The sequence below is a fragment of the Verrucomicrobiia bacterium genome, assembly GCA_019694135.1.
Lineage (GTDB): Bacteria > Verrucomicrobiota > Verrucomicrobiia > JADLBR01 > JAIBCM01 > JAIBCM01.
Window position 1 is genome coordinate 43,347 of sequence record JAIBCM010000007.1, and the last position, 19,475, is coordinate 62,821.

The 19,475-nt window shown below is 42.9% G+C and carries 14 protein-coding genes and 1 tRNA gene; 8 read left to right on the forward strand and 7 right to left on the reverse strand.

All coding sequences use genetic code 11. From position 1 onward, the window contains the following. Nucleotides 1–23: 23 nt before the first annotated feature. The 3 genes from hisB to glgX all read left to right on the forward strand — a co-directional run bounded on the left by hisB (nucleotide 24) and on the right by glgX (nucleotide 3,043). The gene (gene hisB / locus K1X66_09425; protein MBX7158590.1) at nucleotides 24–614 is read left to right on the forward strand and encodes an imidazoleglycerol-phosphate dehydratase HisB; all 591 of its coding nucleotides are present in this window, start codon (nucleotides 24–26) and stop codon (nucleotides 612–614) included. A gap of 68 nt (nucleotides 615–682) precedes the next feature. After that, nucleotides 683–755, forward strand: a tRNA-Glu gene (locus K1X66_09430). Nucleotides 756–835: 80 nt separating this feature from the next. Further along, entirely contained in the window at nucleotides 836–3,043 is a 2,208-nt protein-coding gene (glgX, locus tag K1X66_09435; protein MBX7158591.1) for a glycogen debranching protein GlgX, read from the forward strand. Here the strand turns inward: glgX and ccsA are convergent. Together ccsA and K1X66_09445 are read right to left on the reverse strand one after the other, a co-directional pair. Then, nucleotides 3,040–4,701, reverse strand: a complete 1,662-nt coding sequence (gene ccsA / locus K1X66_09440; GenBank protein MBX7158592.1) for a cytochrome c biogenesis protein CcsA — start codon at nucleotides 4,699–4,701, stop codon at nucleotides 3,040–3,042. The genes glgX and ccsA overlap by 4 nt on opposite strands. 9 nt (nucleotides 4,702–4,710) lie before the next feature. Next, a complete protein-coding gene (locus K1X66_09445; GenBank protein MBX7158593.1) occupies nucleotides 4,711–6,144 on the reverse strand; it encodes a cytochrome c biogenesis protein ResB in 1,434 nt (477 codons plus the stop codon). A gap of 166 nt (nucleotides 6,145–6,310) precedes the next feature. On the opposite strand from K1X66_09445, the gene K1X66_09450 reads away from it, so the two are divergent. Next, nucleotides 6,311–6,763 carry a host attachment protein gene (locus K1X66_09450; GenBank protein ID MBX7158594.1) on the forward strand — a complete coding sequence of 151 codons (453 nt, stop codon included), beginning with the start codon at nucleotides 6,311–6,313 and terminating at the stop codon, nucleotides 6,761–6,763. On the opposite strand, the gene K1X66_09455 is transcribed toward K1X66_09450, so the two are convergent. Both K1X66_09455 and K1X66_09460 read right to left on the reverse strand, forming a co-directional pair. Further along, entirely contained in the window at nucleotides 6,760–7,728 is a 969-nt protein-coding gene (locus K1X66_09455; protein ID MBX7158595.1) for an amidohydrolase, read from the reverse strand. The two genes, K1X66_09450 and K1X66_09455, sit on opposite strands and share 4 nt — an antisense overlap. 41 nt (nucleotides 7,729–7,769) lie before the next feature. Next, the gene (locus tag K1X66_09460) at nucleotides 7,770–8,156 is read right to left on the reverse strand and encodes a LysM peptidoglycan-binding domain-containing protein (protein MBX7158596.1); all 387 of its coding nucleotides are present in this window, start codon (nucleotides 8,154–8,156) and stop codon (nucleotides 7,770–7,772) included. A gap of 380 nt (nucleotides 8,157–8,536) precedes the next feature. Here K1X66_09460 and K1X66_09465 point away from each other — a divergent pair, with 380 nt between their 5' ends. Further along, nucleotides 8,537–8,998: an Hsp20/alpha crystallin family protein gene (locus K1X66_09465; protein ID MBX7158597.1), complete on the forward strand. Its 462-nt coding sequence runs from the start codon at nucleotides 8,537–8,539 to the stop codon at nucleotides 8,996–8,998. Nucleotides 8,999–9,095: 97 nt separating this feature from the next. Then, the gene (locus tag K1X66_09470) at nucleotides 9,096–10,073 is read left to right on the forward strand and encodes a DnaJ domain-containing protein (protein MBX7158598.1); all 978 of its coding nucleotides are present in this window, start codon (nucleotides 9,096–9,098) and stop codon (nucleotides 10,071–10,073) included. Here K1X66_09470 and K1X66_09475 read toward each other — a convergent pair. Next, on the reverse strand, nucleotides 10,070–11,599 hold the full coding sequence (locus tag K1X66_09475; GenBank protein ID MBX7158599.1) for a YifB family Mg chelatase-like AAA ATPase: 1,530 nt from the start codon (nucleotides 11,597–11,599) through the stop codon (nucleotides 10,070–10,072). The two genes, K1X66_09470 and K1X66_09475, sit on opposite strands and share 4 nt — an antisense overlap. Nucleotides 11,600–11,648: 49 nt before the next feature. On the opposite strand from K1X66_09475, the gene K1X66_09480 reads away from it, so the two are divergent. Beyond that, nucleotides 11,649–12,503: a VWA domain-containing protein gene (locus tag K1X66_09480; GenBank protein ID MBX7158600.1), complete on the forward strand. Its 855-nt coding sequence runs from the start codon at nucleotides 11,649–11,651 to the stop codon at nucleotides 12,501–12,503. A gap of 15 nt (nucleotides 12,504–12,518) precedes the next feature. Here the strand turns inward: K1X66_09480 and K1X66_09485 are convergent, their stop codons facing one another. Together K1X66_09485 and K1X66_09490 are read right to left on the reverse strand one after the other, a co-directional pair. Then, nucleotides 12,519–15,263, reverse strand: coding sequence for a S8 family serine peptidase (locus K1X66_09485; GenBank protein ID MBX7158601.1), 2,745 nt, complete (start codon nucleotides 15,261–15,263; stop codon nucleotides 12,519–12,521). Nucleotides 15,264–15,470: 207 nt separating this feature from the next. Beyond that, nucleotides 15,471–16,595, reverse strand: a complete 1,125-nt coding sequence (locus K1X66_09490) for a carbohydrate kinase family protein (GenBank protein ID MBX7158602.1) — start codon at nucleotides 16,593–16,595, stop codon at nucleotides 15,471–15,473. Between the two features lie 110 nt (nucleotides 16,596–16,705). Between K1X66_09490 and K1X66_09495 the strand changes: the two genes are divergently transcribed. Then, nucleotides 16,706–19,465, forward strand: a complete 2,760-nt coding sequence (locus K1X66_09495) for an MMPL family transporter (GenBank protein ID MBX7158603.1) — start codon at nucleotides 16,706–16,708, stop codon at nucleotides 19,463–19,465. Nucleotides 19,466–19,475: the final 10 nt, after the last annotated feature.

Here is a 19,475-nt window from a genome sequence, read left to right on the forward strand (position 1 = left end):
AATAGCTCAAACAAAAATTAAACATGAAAACTCGCAGCGCTCAACTAAAACGAAAAACCGAAGAAACCGATATTCAACTCCAACTAAAACTCGATGGAGCCGGAAAATCTCGCATTCAAACTGGCATTCCCTTTTTCGATCACATGCTCACATTATTTGCAAAACATGCTTTGCTTGATTTGCAACTCACTTGCAAAGGCGATCTAGAAGTCGATTTTCATCACACCGTGGAAGATGTCGGCATCGCCCTTGGCCAAACTCTCACTAAAGCGTTAGGCAATAAAAAAGGAATCTCTCGCTATGGTCATGCTTACGCGCCGATGGACGAAACTTTAGTGCGCGTTGCGCTCGACATCAGCGGTCGACCTTATCTCGCTTACCACGTTCGCACCCGCCTTTTTAAAGCAGGCGATTTTCCCATTCAACTCGTCGAAGAATTTTGTCGCGCTCTAGCTGTGCATGCCGGCATCACTCTTCATATTGAACTGCTTTATGGCAAAGACCCACACCATATTGTTGAAGCCATTTTCAAAGCCTTAGCCAAAGCTACCGACATGGCTTGTCGCAAAGACCCTCGCGTAAAAACCATTCCCAGTACCAAAGGAATTTTATAAACGCACACAAAAGAAATGATTCTTCTATTTTCTTTTTAGAAAATTTGGGGCAAATTATTTTTCTACACGGCGCTATCGTCTAGTTGGTTAGGACACGGCCCTCTCAAGGCCGGTGCACGGGTTCGAGTCCCGTTAGCGCTAATCACATCAAGCAATTAAATAATTATTGATGACCATATTTTAAAGTTGAAGTTACAAAATAGCGACGCTTAGTTTTAATGATGAACATCACACAATGCTGGTTAGGTCATCCTTACCCTTTAGGCGCAACTTGGAATGGACAAGGCGTTAATTTTGCTTTGTTCTCAGAAACGGCAACGGGCGTGGAGCTTTGCCTTTTTGATCATCCGGAGGCAAAAGAAGAAAGTGCCCGAATTCCTTTAACTGAACACACCGATCAAGTGTGGCACGCTTTTTTGCCAGAAGTGCGACCTGGGCAACTTTACGGTTATCGCGTTCATGGGCCTTACGAACCAAAAAATGGATTACGCTTTAACCCAAATAAATTACTTCTCGATCCTTACGCCAAAGCCATCACAGGCGAACTAAAATGGGAGGATCGCAGTTTTGCTTATCAAATCAACTCTTCCAATGACAAAACTATTCACAACGAAAACAATGCTGATCTCATCCCAAAATGCGTTGTCATTGACCCCACTTTTGATTGGGGCAACGATATTGCGCCACGCACGCCTTTGCATCACTCCGTGATTTATGAGCTGCACGTAAAAGGTTTTACCCAACTCATGGAGGCTTTGCCTGAAAATCTTCGCGGCACTTATGCTGGTTTAGGTAGTGAGCCCGCAATTGATTATCTCAAAAAACTAGGCATTACCGCTGTTGAGCTTCTACCCATTCACCAATTTGTTCACGAAAAACATCTCACCGATCGAGGATTAAAAAATTATTGGGGATATAGTAGCATCGGCTTTTTTGCGCCTCACGATGAATATGCCAGTCAACGAGATCGTGGCGCGCAAGTGAATGAATTTAAAAACATGGTAAAAAATCTGCACGCGGCAGGCATCGAAGTGATTCTCGATGTGGTTTATAATCACACTGCAGAAGGCAATCACTTAGGACCAACACTTTCTTTTCGAGGAATCGATAATCCTGCTTACTACCGACTGCAATCAGATAATCGGCGCTATTACACCGATTACACCGGCACCGGAAACACTTTCAATGCCATGCATCCTTACGTTTTGCAGCTTATCATGGATAGCCTTCGTTATTGGGTGACAGAAATGCATGTCGATGGATTTCGATTTGATTTAGCCGCGAGTTTAGGCCGAGGTGAGCATGCTGTCAGCCATCTTTCCTCTTTCTTCACCATCATCCATCAAGATCCTGTTCTATCTCAAGTCAAATTGATCGCTGAACCTTGGGATTTAGGCGAAGGTGGTTATCATGTCGGTAACTTTCCCATTCTCTGGGCAGAATGGAATGGCCACTATCGTGACATCGTGCGACGCTATTGGAAAGGGAGCGAAGGCCATCTCGGCAACTTCGCTTATCGCTTCACAGGCAGCTCTGATCTTTACCAACACAGCGGCAAAAAACCTTATGCCAGCATTAATTTCATCACCTGTCACGATGGTTTTACTTTACACGATTTAGTTTCTTATAACGAAAAACATAACTTAGCTAACGGTGAAGAAAATCGCGACGGAAGCTACAACAACGATTCCTGGAATTGTGGCGCAGAAGGAACAACTGACGATCTTTTAATATTAACTTTACGTCGTCGTCAGATGCGCAACTTTCTCGCCACACTTTTCTTATCACAAGGCGTTCCCATGCTTTACGCGGGCGATGAATTTGGCCGCACTCAAAATGGAAATAACAACGCCTATTGCCAAGATAATGATATGAATTGGCTCCATTGGCATCATGACACCGATCAGCAAAACTTGCTCGCTCTCACCCAACGTTTGATTCATCTCCGACGCAAACATCCTGTTTTACGACGACCCAAATTTTTTCAAGACGAACCTATCCACGGAAAAGACACCAAAGATATTCTTTGGCTAACATCTCAAGCTATTGAAATGAGCGAAAAAGATTGGACTCATCATCGAGCTAAAAGTCTTGGTGTTTTTTTAAGCGGCTTACCTCATCACGTCTATAACTCTCGAGGAGAACCCATTGTCGACGATGCTTTTCTCATGTTTTTCAATGCAAGCGATGGCTCGCTAGAATTTAAACTACCTTGCGCCCCCAACTTTCCATGGCACATGATTATTAACACCGCTGAAGAAAAAGGTTTTATCGATCCTCCTCCCACCTTTTTTGGCGAACAAACTATTACACTCATCAGACGATCTTTCGTCTTATTTCAATTTTACGGCAACTTAGAAATAAAAACCCTCGAATATCTTGACCAAAAAATCCATGAATGCGTCCAACAGGGAGATTACGATATTTAAGTCTTAATTAATTTTGTTTTTTGATATCGCCAACAAGCTACGGCAACAAAAAGAGCCTCTAAAATAATAAAAGCCACTGCATAACCCGTACCGCCCACGCCAAAGCCATAACTGTGAAGTCCTTTTCCCAAAACAAAATTCACACCATACCAAGTCATTACCACACCACTAAAGCACACAACACTCCCCACAGCTAATCCAAACACTCCCCACCAACCAGCAATCCGGCCATGAATCACAAAAATATAAATCAACAAAGCAATGAGCGCCCAAGTCTCTTTCGGATCCCATCCCCAAAATCTCCCCCAACTATAATTCGCCCAAACCCCACCCAAAATCGTGCCTGCCGCCAATAACAAAACACCCAACTGCATCACACGATAAAGCCAATGATGCAACACAGAATCTTTCGCGGTTTCTTGAGGATGACGAATGTAACGAAATAAAACAATATGACCAAATCCCATTGCTAATGCAAAAGCTGCATAACTTAAAGTAATCGTCAACACATGCACCGTTAACCAAAAATTATCGCGCAACACAGGCACCAAAGGATCCAAACGATCCGGCATCGCCACCGGCATGCGACTTACCGCTAGTAAACACAAAAAACTTACTGGCAAAGCTGCTAAAAGATAAAGCGCATTGCGATAACGCAAATAAAAAAGAAAACCAAATAAACCCGTACCCAAAGCCACCCAAACAACCGATTCATACATATTCGTAACCGGAGGACGACCCGCAATCATACAGCGCATCGTGACACCCACTCCTTGCCATAAAATACCAGCAAAAGCAGCAGCAACTCCTATCCACTTCAGCCATTTTTTTAATCCATAATAGCCCATCAATAAAAATAAAAAAGCAACACCATAACTTACCATTGCCCAATCAAACGCATGCAAACGATAATAAGCATACTCAAATTGCAACATTTTTTCCTTGGGATAACGCTCCGGATTCAATGCTCGTAATTGACCTCGTAAAGTCTCAGCAGCCTGATTAAATTGTGTGAAATCTCCATGCTTATAACTAGCAATCATGGTAAGGAAAGGCCCCTCAACTGGCTTAACTTTTTCTGAATCGTTTTCCTTAAAAAATTCAAATAATGGCATCCACGCGATTTCCTTTGGTGTTAAAGAAGGCACAATTCGAAATGAAACACCTCTTACCCACTGACTAAATAAATCTAATCGTATCGCTACGTTTTCCAATTCTTGATCTTTACGAGACAAGGTTTCATTACGCTGCTTTTTTTCATGGACTGCCAAGACTTGTTGCGATAAAGACGGCACCTGCGTTAACTCATCAAAAGAAAAATATTTCCGTTCCGCGGCTAACCCCAAATCCTGCACTAAAGGTCGATATCCTACCAAAAGAAAAGGCTCCTTTTCCCAATCACGATCTTGCAAAAAAACGGAAAGCGCCATCTCATTCGCCGCCCACTTCTTTTTATCCGGCGCTTGATAAGTTGCCCGCCCATGCAATCGAATCACCATCTCACGCGCAAAAGTATACATCGGCTTGCGGCGACCTTGATCTTGTATTGCTAGTAAATCCCACTCTTTCAAGTTCCCAGCTTCTTTTGCTAGCAAAGATTCACCACTCCAAAAAATTATTACACACAAAATAATGAATTGAGAAAAAAATCGTTTCATAACAGTTTCCTAAAGTTTAGCACGAGGCGGTCGTAAATAAAACATGGTAAAAATCCCGCAGCAAATTAAAAGAGACCCCAACCATTTAAACAACCAACCCGGATCGCGCAAAATTTGCACAGTGCTTTGGTTAAGATTTTCTGGATTCCACGAAGCTTGAGAAATTTTGTAAGTTAGCCCCGTCCAAATTCGCCACCATCGATTCGGATAATTTGCCGGATGATTCATCCAACAAAAAGCTTCTATCGGTTCGGATAACCCAGACAATCGCAAATGACTTTTAAAACTGGCTGGTTCGTCCGTGCCCTCATTTCGTTCTACTTCAAAATCTAGTAATTCAGCAAACATAGGAAGCTTTTCCCATCGCCAAGTATAAGTGATTTCTAAAGGCACAGGTTCCAAAGGCAATGTCGTTTTCCATCCAAAAGCGATCCATTTTTCCATGATTTGATCGGCTTTCGTCACGCGAAGTTTAATACCTAACACAGGAATCTCATTCGGAAGCATATTTTTTGATGAAGACAAAGGCACAAAATCCGCTTCCAACTGGGCTTGCGGCAAAAGTTGCTGAACAGTCACCGTCCAATCCGCCCAGCCCGTTTTTAAAGCGGCTCCCACTTTAATTTCGCCCTGCGATTCACCTTCTTTGCGGGACATTAAATGATAATGCAGATGGCCATCGTCGGCATAAGAAAATGTCAATTGATTAGGCTGGTTTGGCATCTTTGTAAAAGCTTGGGCATCATTACTCTGTTGAAAAGAAATCGTGGCTAATCCTAAATTAAAAACGGATTGCTCACCACCATTCGCGATTAACCATTGCTCCAAACCCTGCCCCATCATGGCTGACTGTAATTTAATCTTTACCACAGGACGTCCTAATGAACCGATTTGATCCCTCGGTTTCCATTGGGTTGATAATGATTCGGAATAATCCACCACCTCAATTTTCCAACCGTTTTCTGTTGTCCACACCTTGCGCGGCTTTTCAGAGGTCGGTTTACGATTCAAAAACTCCAGGGGGAAAAGATATTGATAGGGCGAGCCTTGCTCCCACAAATGCAGTTGTCGCTCATCAACCAATAACTGATTGCGAGGCGGTTGCCCTTTAAACAACGTCATCGTTCCTTCAATCCCCCAAATGCGGCCAATAATCGATCCCACTAACAAAATAATAATGCCAAGATGCGTGATTAAAAAACCGGTATGATGCTTCTTCCAAGGCCAACGCGATAACGCCACTGCGCCTAAATTCACCGCCAACAACGCCAACCAAAAATTAAACCAAGGCGCTTGATAAATATAAGCGCGTGCCACCTTAGCATCGAAATTGGATTCATAAATCGTGCCAACAATACTCGCGATAATCAAAACCGCCAACAACGTCATGGCCAACTGAAGCGAGGCGCAATAACGAAATACTATGTTCTTTTTCCAGCTCAAGAGTTTAGAAAATAATCGAAAAAACCTTTTCTAGCAACTTTATCGACAATTATTTCGCATTTTTTACTTTTTATTTAAAGAAAAAATAATTTTTTCACCTTAAAAATAGATTTTTTCCCCATTTGAAGTTAAATTATTAATAGAAGATTAATCCGCAACAAAGCTTATGAAATTAATTATTACTACCAATCTCGGCCATTTAAAAGTTTATCAAGTTGAAAAAGAAATTGGCCAATCCACTCCCACCGTTCGGCTTGTGCAGGAACTCAACTTCCCAGATGCTCACCGGCATTATGACGATATGGTAACCGATCAGGCTGGTCGCTTCCCCATTGCTAATGGGGCCAACTCCAGCGCGATGGCCATTGGTGAAGAAAACGATTTTGAGATGGAAGTTAAACGACGACTCATTGATCAAATCGTGATTAATATGGAAAAATTCTTACACAACGGCCAAGGTCCTAAAGATTGGAACTTCGCAGCGCCTTCCGCCATTAACCACGCTATCTTGGAAAAATTACCTGTAGCGATGAAACAAAAACTAAGAAAAAATTTAGACAAAGATTTAACTAAGATTCCTCCTCTAAAAGTGCTTTCTTGCTTCGAAAATGCGGCTTAACCTGTAGCAAATCGAAGCAAATGATTCATTCGCGTAAATGTTTCTTCAGGAAACCCAATCGCTTTTTTGATTTGATAATCGCGCTCCAATACATTCGGCTGATTTTGCCATTGGCGAAACGTCTGCCAATCGATCAAACCTCGCATCCATGCCCAATGACCATAAATTAGCACGGGAAAATCGCTGCCATGAACCATGCGCTCGATCAAAGGCGATTCCAAAGCCCGTTTAAAGTAACGACTGCGAAAAGGAATATTAAACGCGCTATTGTCCGCATATAAATTGGAATATTGCGTCATGAGAAAAACTAATTTCTCTAGATAATTGGGATCAAACAAACCGCTTTTTGTGGCAGAGTGCGCAGCAATCACATTCACGCCGCACTCTAAAGGAAGACGCAAAACTTCGGGATCAGCATATTTTTTATTTAAAATAGGCAGCGTATGTTCGCCACCCGTGTGAGCCAATAAAGGTAAACGCACTTGCGCCATGCGTTCCCAAAATTTTTTATAACGCGGATTGTTACAATTAATATTATGACAGTTCGGCAAAATTTTCATCATCGCTGCTCCGCCCTCTAAGCATCGATCCAACTCATCCATCGCATCCGCACGAGTCGGATGAATCGAAACCGCAGGCAAAAATTCAGAATATTTTTTCGCGAGTTGCAAAACGTAAGAATTGGGAATGTGATAATTATTTTTTAGATCAATTCTTTTTCCTTGCTCGTCATAAACGTGTTCATGCGCCAAAATCACAATCGCATCGAGGCTGGAAGTTCTGACCAATTCCAACAAACGCTCAATATATTGTTGATCTAAATTTTTAATTTTTCTTAGCGGCGGCAATCCCAAGTGATGCAACATCCAATTAACCATCGGCAAACGCCATCCGGGCGAAAATTGACAACCATTACTTCCTAACTCATCACCAAGAATATGAACATGCCCATCGATTCGTTTCATAATCGGAATCGATTAATGATAGTTAATTTTTAATGAAAAAATTATTGCGGCACTTGCAATATTTGGCCGATCTTGATTCTGTCCGAAGAAAGATGATTGATCTTTTTTAATTTTGCCACAGTGGTGTTGTTCTGGTTAGCAATTCTCCATAAAGAATCACCGGCCTTCACTTTGTAATCCATGGTAGTCGTAGCAGAATCTGTGTCAGCAGCTGCAACATCATTTCCCATATCATTCACAGTTGTGGTATCAGTGGTATCGATCGGAGGATAATCGTTGCTAGTGTCATAAGAATCGGTAGACACAACATCATAAGGATAATCGGTTACTGGATCCGGCAAGTCATTTTGCGCAGTATCTTTATTCGAAGAAGCACAACCATTAAGAATCAAAACACCTGCCAAGGAGAGAAAAAAATATTTAGTCATGCAAGAAATCTAAAAAAGCTTTTTTTAATTAGCAAGAAAATCAGATGGGTTTTACAAAAAATTTACACTGCAAGTTTTTGTCTCGAAGTGAATTTTTTCAAAAATAATTTTTCCTTCAATCTCATGCATTGGAAGCCATTTAAATTAGTCCCTGTTATAAAAATAACATAGAGACAAAATGACCCTATCTTCGGCATTTAAATTAAAGTTATTTTTATTTCTAAACTATTTTGAAATCAATGATTAATAAAAATAAATCCGCCTTTCAAAAACTGGCATTATTCCTGCTCTATTCTATAATGTAGTTAGAAACATTTGCCTGACTTCAATGGCGACCGAAGAAAGGCAAAATAATAAGAGGTCGCCAAAAAAGGAGTTATATGAAAAGCTTAATGAACTGGGATCCTTTCCGAGAGTTGGAAGGTTTTCAAAATAGACTTTCTTCTTTTTTTGGAAGGACTCCTTTACAACTTTCACTCGGTGAAAGTGACGACGACACACGTGCCGTTTCTCAGTGGATGCCTGTGGTGGATATCTCCGAAGATGAGAAAGAGTATATCATCACTGCAGAACTGCCAGAGGTAAAAAAAGAAAACGTAAAAGTCACTGTTGAAAATGGTACACTGTGCATCACAGGAGAACGTTCTTTTGAAAAGAAAGAAAAAAATAAACGCTACCATCGCATCGAACGTTCCTATGGAAATTTCATGCGATCATTTGCACTACCAGAGGATGCGGATGGAGGCAAAATTGCCGCTGACTTTAAGGAAGGTGTATTAAAAGTGCATTTACCAAAAAGTGAGAAAGCTAAACCGCAAGAAATTGAAGTAAAAGTGCAATAAATTAGCGTTTCATCTTTTACTTGGAATCAGGCGTGTGAAAAAACGCGCCTGATTTTTTTGCGTTTTTTATCTTTTTCCGCTAAAAGAAAATGAGTCCATGCCTGTTCAATTTAAAGATTACTACCAAATTTTGGGCGTTTCCAAAACCGCCAATGATGACGAAATCAAAAAAGCATTTCGCAAACTCGCGCGTCAACACCATCCCGACGTCGCCAAAAACAAAACCGAAGCTGAAGCCAAATTTAAAGAAATCAACGAAGCTTACGAGGTTTTAAGCGATGCGGAAAAACGAAAAAAGTATGACACTTTAGGAGCAAACTGGAATCAAGCTAGCGGTTTCACACCACCTCCCGGCTGGCAAGGAGGCAACTATCGAACTGCTAGCGAAGGCGATTTTGAATTTAACTTTGGCGGCACAGGGTTTAGCGATTTTTTTGAAACTTTCTTTGGTGGACGCGCGGGTGATATGTTTGGCGCTTTTGGCGGGGAACGCTCGCGACAAGCAACCCATTCACAACGCGGAGGCGACATCGAAGGCGTGCTCATGGTCACATTAAATGAAGTGTTTCAAGGCTCGGTAAGACCCATTACCCTTCGCACCACCAATCCGCGCACGGGCCAGACCCAAACCCAAACCTTACAAGTGCGCATCCCGGCAGGAATCCAAGAAGGGCAACTCATCAAAGTAGCAGGACGTGGCAATCCCGGCATCGGTCGCGGCGCGTCTGGTGATCTTTATCTCCGCGTCAAACTCGAAAAACATCCCGACTTCACGGTTCGCGGACAAGATCTTTATTTTGATTTGGACTTAGCTCCTTGGGAAGCCGCTTTAGGTGCCAGCGTTTCCATTCCTACTATGGAAACACCCGTGACCGTAAAAATTAAACCTGGCACCAGTTCAGGACAAAAACTTCGTTTGCGCGAAAAAGGATTACCCAATCGTCAAGGTCAACGTGGCGATCTTTTTGCTCTGGTTACGATTCAAATACCTGCATCATTAACTCCTGAAGAAAAAACGCTTTGGGAAAAACTTGCCAACACTTCTATTTTTCGCCCGCGCTCATCAAAATATTAGCTAAAAAGCTCGCGATCTAGCGAACGATATTGCAACGCTTCAAATAAATGATCCTGATGAATCGACTCGGCATCAGCCAAATCTGCAATCGTGCGCGCGACTTTTAAAATGCGATCATAAGCCCGCGCCGAAAGATTCATATCCATCATTGCATTCTTCAACAATTCCTCACTATGCGAATCCAACAAGCAAAATTGGCGTAATTCTCTAGCACCCATTTGAGCGTTACAGGTTAATTTTTTCTTTATCTTAGAAAATCGCTCATGTTGTTTTTGACGGGCTTGTTGCACCCGCTGACGCACCGCCGCAGAAGATTCGGCAGGTTCAGAGCGTTGCGATAAATCAGAAATTTTTACTGCGCTCACTTCCACATGCAAATCAATGCGATCTAAAAGCGGCCCTGATATCTTTGACAAATAACGTCGAATTTCATTGGGCGTGGATTTGGAATCTTGAATCGATTTTCCATCCGGGGTGGGATTCATCGCCGCCACCAACATAATTTGTGCGGGAAAAGTCATCGAACCCGCAGCGCGTGAAATAGTAATCTTCCCTTCCTCCAGAGGTTGACGCATCACCTCGAGCACAAACCGTTTAAATTCCGGCAACTCATCCAAAAAAAGCACGCCATGATGCGCTAAGCTGATTTCGCCCGGCGAAGGATCTGCGCCACCACCAACCAGTCCCACATCCGAAATCGTATGATGCGGAGCGCGAAATGGCCGCTTTCTTACAAAAGAATTTTGATCATTCAACAATCCCGCAATGCTATGAATTTTAGTCGTCTCCAAAGCTTCATCCAAAGTTAACGGCGGTAAAATCGTAGGCAACCGTTTCGCCAACATCGATTTTCCCGAACCCGGTGGTCCTACCATCAAACAATTATGGCCTCCCGCAGCCGCAATTTCCAAAGCGCGTTTAACGTGCTGCTGCCCCTTCACCTCGCTAAAATCCACATCATGGTGATGATTGTGAAAAAAATTTGATAAATCAACCTGTTGCGGTAAAAGCTCAGTTTTTCCCAAAAGCCATTCCACCGTTTGACGCAAATTTTTTACCGGAATAGCTTCAATTCCTTCCACCACCGCTGCTTCAACTGCATTTTCTTCAGGAACAATCACCCCTTTCAATCCACGTCGACGCGCCTCCAAAGCAATGGACAAAACACCTCGCACCGAACGAATCGCGCCATTCAACGCCAACTCGCCAACAATATAATAATCCTGCAAACGTTGCGTTTCGAGCTGCCCGCTCGCTGTTAAAATGCCAAGCGCCATGGGCAAATCAAAACTCGGCCCCTCTTTTTTCAAATCAGCAGGCGCGAGATTGATCGTCGTGCGACCTAAAGGAAATTTGAACCCACTATTTTCCAAAGCCGTTTTCACGCGATCACGACTTTCTTTCACACCTGTGTCGGGCAAACCTACTATGACAACAGCCAATAAACCCCGACCCTCGTTGACCTCAATTTCAACAGGGACCGCATCTACGCCACAGGTAGCTGCGCTTAAAACCTTGGCGACCATAGAAGTTAAGTCTAATAAAGAGTAAAAAAGTGGCGAGTTTTATCTTTCAATGAAACCTTACTTACTTTGGATCTTGATTGCAATCAGCGCTCTGCTGCATGGCATCCTTTTCTTTTTTTTAAGCGGTTATTCTTTTTGGCAATTTTCTCATAAAAAAGCTGGCGACACTTTTGAAAAAATAGCAATGGTGCAATTAACTAATCTTGAAAAACCTCAATCAACAACCCTTTTAGCTCCCATCTCAACTCCTTCGCAAAAAAACGATCCTTCGACAAAAAAAATATCGCAAGAAAATTTACAAAGCCTGGCAAAAACGCTTCAACCTTCAGAAAATATTTCAAGACAGATTGCAGATCAAAAATCAGAAAAAGCTCAAGATCAACTATTCGGCATTACTAGCGAAGGATTTCGTTTCGTTTATCTCCTCGATGTTTCGGGCAGTATGCTAGAAAAAGCTGGCGCCTCAACTCGCTTGGATTACGCGAAACAAGAAATCAAACGCGCCATCACTCAACTACCCGAAGAAGCAGAATTTAATATTCTTTTATTTGCCGATCGCGTTTCCGCTTTTTCGCCACAATGCTTGCCCGCTACCGCCTTCATGAAAAAAAAGGCTTTCGATTTTTTAGACCGAGACACTTCTCTAGGAGGGGTAACCGATATTGTCGGAGGATTGGGGATGGCATTACAACAATGGCCAGATGTCATTTTTCTATTAACCGACGGCGCCTCAAACACCTCGGAAGATATTTTTCGATCTCAATGGCAATATCTTTATCACCAGAGCCACAGTCGCACACAAATCAGCGTCATCGGCTTTTTGTTGGATGCTCAACAAGAAAATTTACTGCGAGAAATAGCAAGCCTCACCCAGGGCAAATTCTGGCACTGGAAAGGGGGATAGCTAATTTTCCTCAAATTAATTAGAAGCATCTCCCTGAATCACTATTTCCCCTTGAGAAGGAATGCCCAGTTGCACTCCGTTCTTAGGATTAAAAAGCATTATTTTAATGCTTTCATCATTTTCCACAATCCCATCTTCTATAATACTAAATTGCACCGCCGCGATGGATTGACCCGATTCAAAATGGATAGTTCCTGTTTTAGCCAAACCATTTAAAATTTCATAATCCGCACCAACCTGAGCAGTCCCTTCGATTTTGTAATCAATACTAACTGCACCATCCGTTCCATTTTCTCTAACAATATAAAATTCCGTTACGTCACCCTCGGTAATTTCTGAAAATTCGTTTTGCAACTTTAAAGTACCGGGTTGTGATCCATTTTTAATAATGGTTGTCGCTGTTGAGCCTAAAGACTGTGCCGATTGAGGAATGAGTTTTAGACTATAAAATTCATCACCCTCAGCTATTTGATCTGCAACAACCTCCAAAGCAATCTGCCACACTCCTTCAGATTTCGCTTGAAAAGAAAGGTCCGTTGAATAAGCCACATAATCTAAATCATTTTCTTCTCCTTTAGCGGTGCCATCTTTTGTTACAAAATGAACATTTTCTTTTTTGCGAAATCCTTTTCTTGCAATTTCCACCATATAAGTTTTAGCACCTTCTGTTACTTCATAACTATTAATGGCATAGCCAGGGTACTTATAGAAAAAATATTGAGTGGGTTCATTATCCTCGATTAATAAATCAGCAGTTTTTTTGTTATTTAATGTTGCACCCTTAACATTAAAAAGTGAAATATTAGCTTTTTCCAATAATTCCGTTATCGCATCATCAATCAAAGTGATAGTAAAAGATTTCGTACCACTTTCGCCATCTTTCCATGTTAAGGAACCTCCTGGCAAGAACAGATAATCCTGACCCGCTTTTGCAAAAGTTGGCCCCTCAAAAAGTGACGACACGCTATATTGAACACTGGCCGGCCCAAAACTTCCTCCCTTTCTTACTGCAGTTACCGTCACTTTACCGATGGATTCATAAGCCACAAACTCTGGCAAAACCAATTCAATAACACCTGGACTATTATCGACAATGGAAACAGCACACTCTTGCTTACTGCCAAGTGCCATTCCTTGAGGATTTGAAAGTTTAATTGTAAAAGTTTCTTCTCCCTCAATCATCCCATCTTTATTAACGAAAAACACAATCGCCTTTTCTAATTGCCCTGCAGAAAAATTCAGAACCCCCTGACTCAGAGTAAAATCCTGACCTGCTTTGGCGCTGCCATTAATAACTTGATAAGACACACTGGCTGCATTGGCTGCTCCATAACGCCTGACTAACACTGAATGAATCATCACCGTCTCATCAGCTACGTAATTACTGGAAATAAATTCAACTGGTCCTTGAGCTACATTTTTAAGAGCACGAAAAGCATTTAATCGCCCTCCTGTAACACACTTGCCTTGCAAGGAATTTTTCTTATCAACACTCTCCAAAATCTCTTGTTTAATCTTGGCATAAGACCACTCTGGTTTTTTACTTTTAATTAAAGCCGCAACCCCAGCCACCAACGGAGCTGCCATAGAAGTTCCACTTAAATGATCATAGCCACCAGAAGAAACCGTACTGTAAATGTAATCACCTGGCGCAGCCAAATCAACGTTAGTCTTGCCATAGTTAAACTCTTCATCAAATTCATCATACCGATCCGTTCCTGTTACAGCGATAATGTTATCAAATGAAGCCGATGCAGGATAAACGGGCGTTTCATCATTATCAGAAGAATCATTGCCTGCAGAACATACCACCAAAATTCCTGCAGCCTTAGCCTTTTCCAGTGCTTCCTTTTCATCAAGACCATAAAAAGCACCACCGAAAGAACAATTCAAAATTTTAACACCTTGATCAATAGCATAGTTAACCGCACTCAAAAATGCATCACTGTAGATACTTTTTACATTACCACATTTTAAAGCCATCAACTTTACTGTCCAGTTAACTCCAGCAACTCCCACGTTATTATTTCCCGCTGATCCAATAATTCCTGCAACATGAGTTCCGTGAGTGTCGCTATCCATCGGATCACCATTATCTTTCCAAAAATCATAGCCATAAACATCATCCACTAACCCATTACCGTCATCATCTAATCCATTATTGGCAATTTCCTTTGTATTTTTCCACATATTAGGTGCTAAATCAGGATGATTATAAGCAATTCCAGTATCAATAACTCCAACAACAACACTGGCACTTCCCTTAGTGATTTCCCAGGCTTCAGGAGCATCAATATCAGCATCAGAAAAATTTTTCCAATACCAATCCCCTATTACACTCTCCTGCCAATGTAACCCCCACTGCTTTTTAAAATTAGGATCATTCGGCACGGCATCTAAAAACTTAACATAATTTTCACTCACCCTTTTAACTATTGCGGAATGATCGTTAAAATAAGTGATAGCCCTTGGCAAAGTCTCAAAATTCAAACTTTTCAACTCAACCACATAAGCATTTTCACCATAAATTTTTTTCAAAATTTTACCTTCGCAACCCAAAATAATATTTCGCAAATCACTTTCCTTGCTTCCCTCACGCAACCGAACAATCACCTGGTTTGCCACTTTAACTTGGGAAACTTTTTGCACACCTCCTGTTCCACGCACGTAAGAAGTTTCAACCAAAAGATAAGTGTGATCCAAATTAATAATCTTTTTTACAACAAAATTTCCTTTGTCATCATTTCCAGTCGAACTCAAAAGAGGAGTAGAATTTTCGAAATTAGATAACTCATCTGAATATGTTTTAAAAATAAAAATAAAGTTAAGTAAATAAACTATTAATATTAATTTTTTAATAAAACCCTCCTTCGCCATATTGTTTAATAATAAAACACAGCCTCAAACAAAAAGCAACGAATGCAAAAGGAAATTTAAAGATTTTTAAACTAGGTCCTATTAACTGACCTACAAGGTCTGCAAAAATCTTACTAACTGCTCGCGGCTCGGGCTAATAGCTTGCCGCACATAAAAGCCGCTAGTCGCCACACCTAGCTGCAACGATTGCGCTAAATCACACCCCAACAAACGTCCAATACAATAACCGGCATTAAAATGATCCCCAGCGCCTGTAGAAATTTTAGGATTAGCCGTGTAAGGCCCCGCAACCACCGCCGTAGCTCCTTGCGAATCCGCAGCTACAGCATAAGCTTTAGGATGAATCACGCACCCATGAGTGCCTAAGGCTTTATTGATTTTCACTGCTAAATCCACAACTAACTTCTCCCCTTTGCCTGATGTCTTAACATTCAAAGCCTTTGCAACTTGCAACGCCTCCTTCTCACTAAATCCAACCGTCACGTCATGATGTGACTGAAATTTAGCCACTAACTTTAAATAAGTGGAAATATCAGGATTCGATCGCTTTTCCGGATCGCCCAAATCAAAAAAGAGCATCTTCCTTACCGCTGCAGGCTTAGCCAAAATGTCTGTTTGCAACTTCTTCACCGTCGTCGTCAAATGCGGCAACATGCTCCAATTACTCATCGCCACAAACCGCGCCGCATCCCACAATTTGCGCCACGTCGTTTCTCCAATTCGCTTACGAATATTTTCATAAGTCACCTCACCCACATTCGCGTGTTTCCCGAGAAATAATTTTCCATCATCAAATTCCAATGCATCCGTCAGGGCCGGTTCCGCCACCCCCAAAACATTCGCCCGCTTAGAAAACTCTGCAAACACGGGATGCACCTTGGGATAACCCGTCATCCCACAATAAGTTACCGGAACACCCAAAGAAGACATAGCAAAAGCCATAACCGGCCCATAGCCACCCACCTTGGTTCCCATGGACACGACTTCTAAGTTAGCGCTCTTGCCCGCCGAAGCGCCTACTCGTTGTCCGAACGCTTTCAACGTCTTAACACGAGTAAACTCAGTCGCCGACTTGCGAGTATCCACCACATGATAAAGATGATCCACAAACCCATCGAAACCCAACAAAGCCGGCGTGCGTTGAAGCGCCGCGCGCGAACCAATCAGTTTTTCTGCAGTTTGACGTGCCAACCGGGAAGAAGAAGCGGTATTCATAATTTAAAAAATAAACTTAACCCCTTAGCCAAAAAGATTTAAAAAGCAATTCTAAAGTTAAGAGTTGTTAAATTTTGCCAATAGACTAACTTTTAAAGCCTATTTGTTTTATGATGGAAGTAACACCCCCTCAAACTCTTAAAACGCGGCTCCTAAAAAAAATGGTGCTCCTAAGCTGCCGATTCCCCTGGCTAACCCTTGCCCTAGCTATTCTTCTAGCAGCAGGCGGCCTTTTTCTTACCCTTACCCGCCTCGGCTACCTTTCCAACCCCAACGACCTCATCCGTCACGACGCCATCTTTCATCAATATTATCTTAACTACGTGAAAGAATTTAATGTAGGCGACGAATTTCTCATCATCATTAAAGGCCCCAATCCCAACCAAAATAAAGCCTGTCTAGAATATCTGGCCAACCAATTTGAAAATAGCCAACGATTCGAAAAAGTTTTTTATCGCATCGACTTTTCGACCTTGGAAAAACGTTTCCTCCTCTTTCTCCCTACCGCCGAACTCCAGGCCATGGAAACCAACCTCAACCAATTCATAGGTCTCATGGCCCAAAACAACACTCCTGTTCTCGATCTCAACGCCATGCTTAATCGCGCCAATGCTATGTTCGACGAAAAATTTTTGCGCGAAGAATCCAATTGGGACGAATTCAAACCTTTCGTCACCCAATTCGTTGGCAGCCTCAACACGCTCGCCGACCAAATCGAAGGCAAAACCGATCAAAAACAAGCCCCATCCGTCGCTGGACTCATGGGCATGCAAGGCAACCTAAGCGATCTGGAAAAACTAAAAACCGAACATGAATACCTCACTTTCGACCAAGGTAAAATCTGGCTCATGATGCTTCGCCCCAAAGAAAAAGACGAAACCGCTTTATCCCCACACGCCAAAAATATTACCTTCACCCGAGACATTATCGCACAAACTCGCACACAATTTCCCGATCTTACCATCGGCCTCACCGGCGAACCCGTTTTAGATGCCGACCAAATCGAAAGCAGTATGACAAGTGTGGCTTGGGCTACCGTCATCACTCTCGTGCTCATCGCCGCTCTATTTTTACTTTCCTACCACGAATTTGGACGCCCCTTCCTCGCCATTTCAACCTTAATTATCGCCACTCTTTGGACCTTTGGCTTTACCGTCTTAACCGTTGGCCACCTCAATATCATTTCCAACGCCTTCGCTGCTATGATCCTGGGTCTTGGCATCGATTTTAGCATTCAACTCCTCGGGCGCTACGAAGAAGAACTCAGCCGTGGCCTATCCTATCTCGAAGCACTCCAAGAAGCCGTGGGTCATACCGGCAACGCTGTTTTAACCGGCGCCATCACCACCGCTGCCGCCTTTTACACCATGTGTTTCAACGATTTTTCTGGCCTGGCAGAACTCGGCATCATCTCTGGCACCGGCATCCTCCTATGCGTGATCTCCACTCTCTTCGTTTTTCCTGCTTTCCTCACTATTTTAGATCGCAACCGAAAAAACCTCTCTCAAACCACCGCTCCCAACCACTGGCGCGCCGGCTTCCTTCTCAAACAACCTTTCGCCAAACATCCCGGCCTCGTCGTTGGCAGCACAGTTATCTTAATAGGCCTTGCTATCTTTTACGCCTTTCGAGTCAGCTTCGATTATAACCTCTTGAACTTACAAAATCCCAAGCTCGAATCGGTCCGTGTCGAACATGAGCTTCTCGCATCACAAGCCAACTCCGTTATCTTCGCCGTCTCCACCGCCACCAACTTGACTGAAGCGCGGCAAAAAGCCGACCAATTCAAAGCCCTACCCACCGTTCTCAACGTCATGACATTGACCGAAGTTTTACCCACTCAACAAGAAGAAAAGCTAACCGTTGCCCGACGCATCGTAAACCGACTCAAACAACTCAACCTCGACACCGACATTTCCGATAAAGTGGACGTCCCCCGAGCCCAACACGAACTTTCCCAGCTTTTACAACAATCGCGAGAAGCCGAAAATCAAGCTCGCAAATACACTCTCCTCTCCAAACGCGCTCGCGACGCCCAAGCCACCTTTGCCAAACTCATCCCCGCCTTGCAACGCGCTGTAAACGCCTTCAAAGGTCAAAACCAAGAAGAACTCGGTCGACGACTCAACGCCTACCAAGTCAACCTTTTCCAAGAAATTCAAAAAGCCCTCCGCTGGCTAGCCTCGCAACAAACCGATCGCGGCATCACCGAAGAAGATATCCCGCTCCAACTCAAAGACCGCTACATCGGCCAAACAGGAAAAATTCTTTTAGAAATCTATCCCAAAGAAAACGTTTGGGATCGCGAGCCCAGCGAACGTTTCGTCAAAGAACTCCGCTCCATTGATCCCCAAGTCACCGGCACACCCGTTCAAAACTATGAATACCTAGCCGTGCTCAAAAGATCCTTTGAACAAGCCGCTTGGTATGCCCTCGCCGTCATCTGCACCGCCATTTTCTTGCATTTCCGCAGTCTAAAATCTCTTCTTTTAACCCTCACCCCACTTGGCCTTGGCATCCTCTGGACCTTGGGCCTCATGGGACTCATTAACCTTCGATTTAATCCAGCTAACATCATCACACTTCCCCTCGTTATCGGCATCGGCGTCGCCTACGGCCTTTACGCCGTCGACCGATTTAAAGAAAATCCCAACAAAACCCTCTTCGACACTAGCACAGGCAAAGCCGTTTGGCTTTCCGCACTCACCACCATTTTCGGATTTGGCTCCCTCATCCAAGCTAGTTATCGCGGCATCTCCAGTCTCGGCCTCCTCATGACCTTAGGCGTCAGCATGTGTCTCATCACTAGCCTTTACGTCCTGCCCGCCTTCTTAAAATTTTTCAGTAGAAAAAAAGCTAGTGCTAGCTAAAAATAATTTC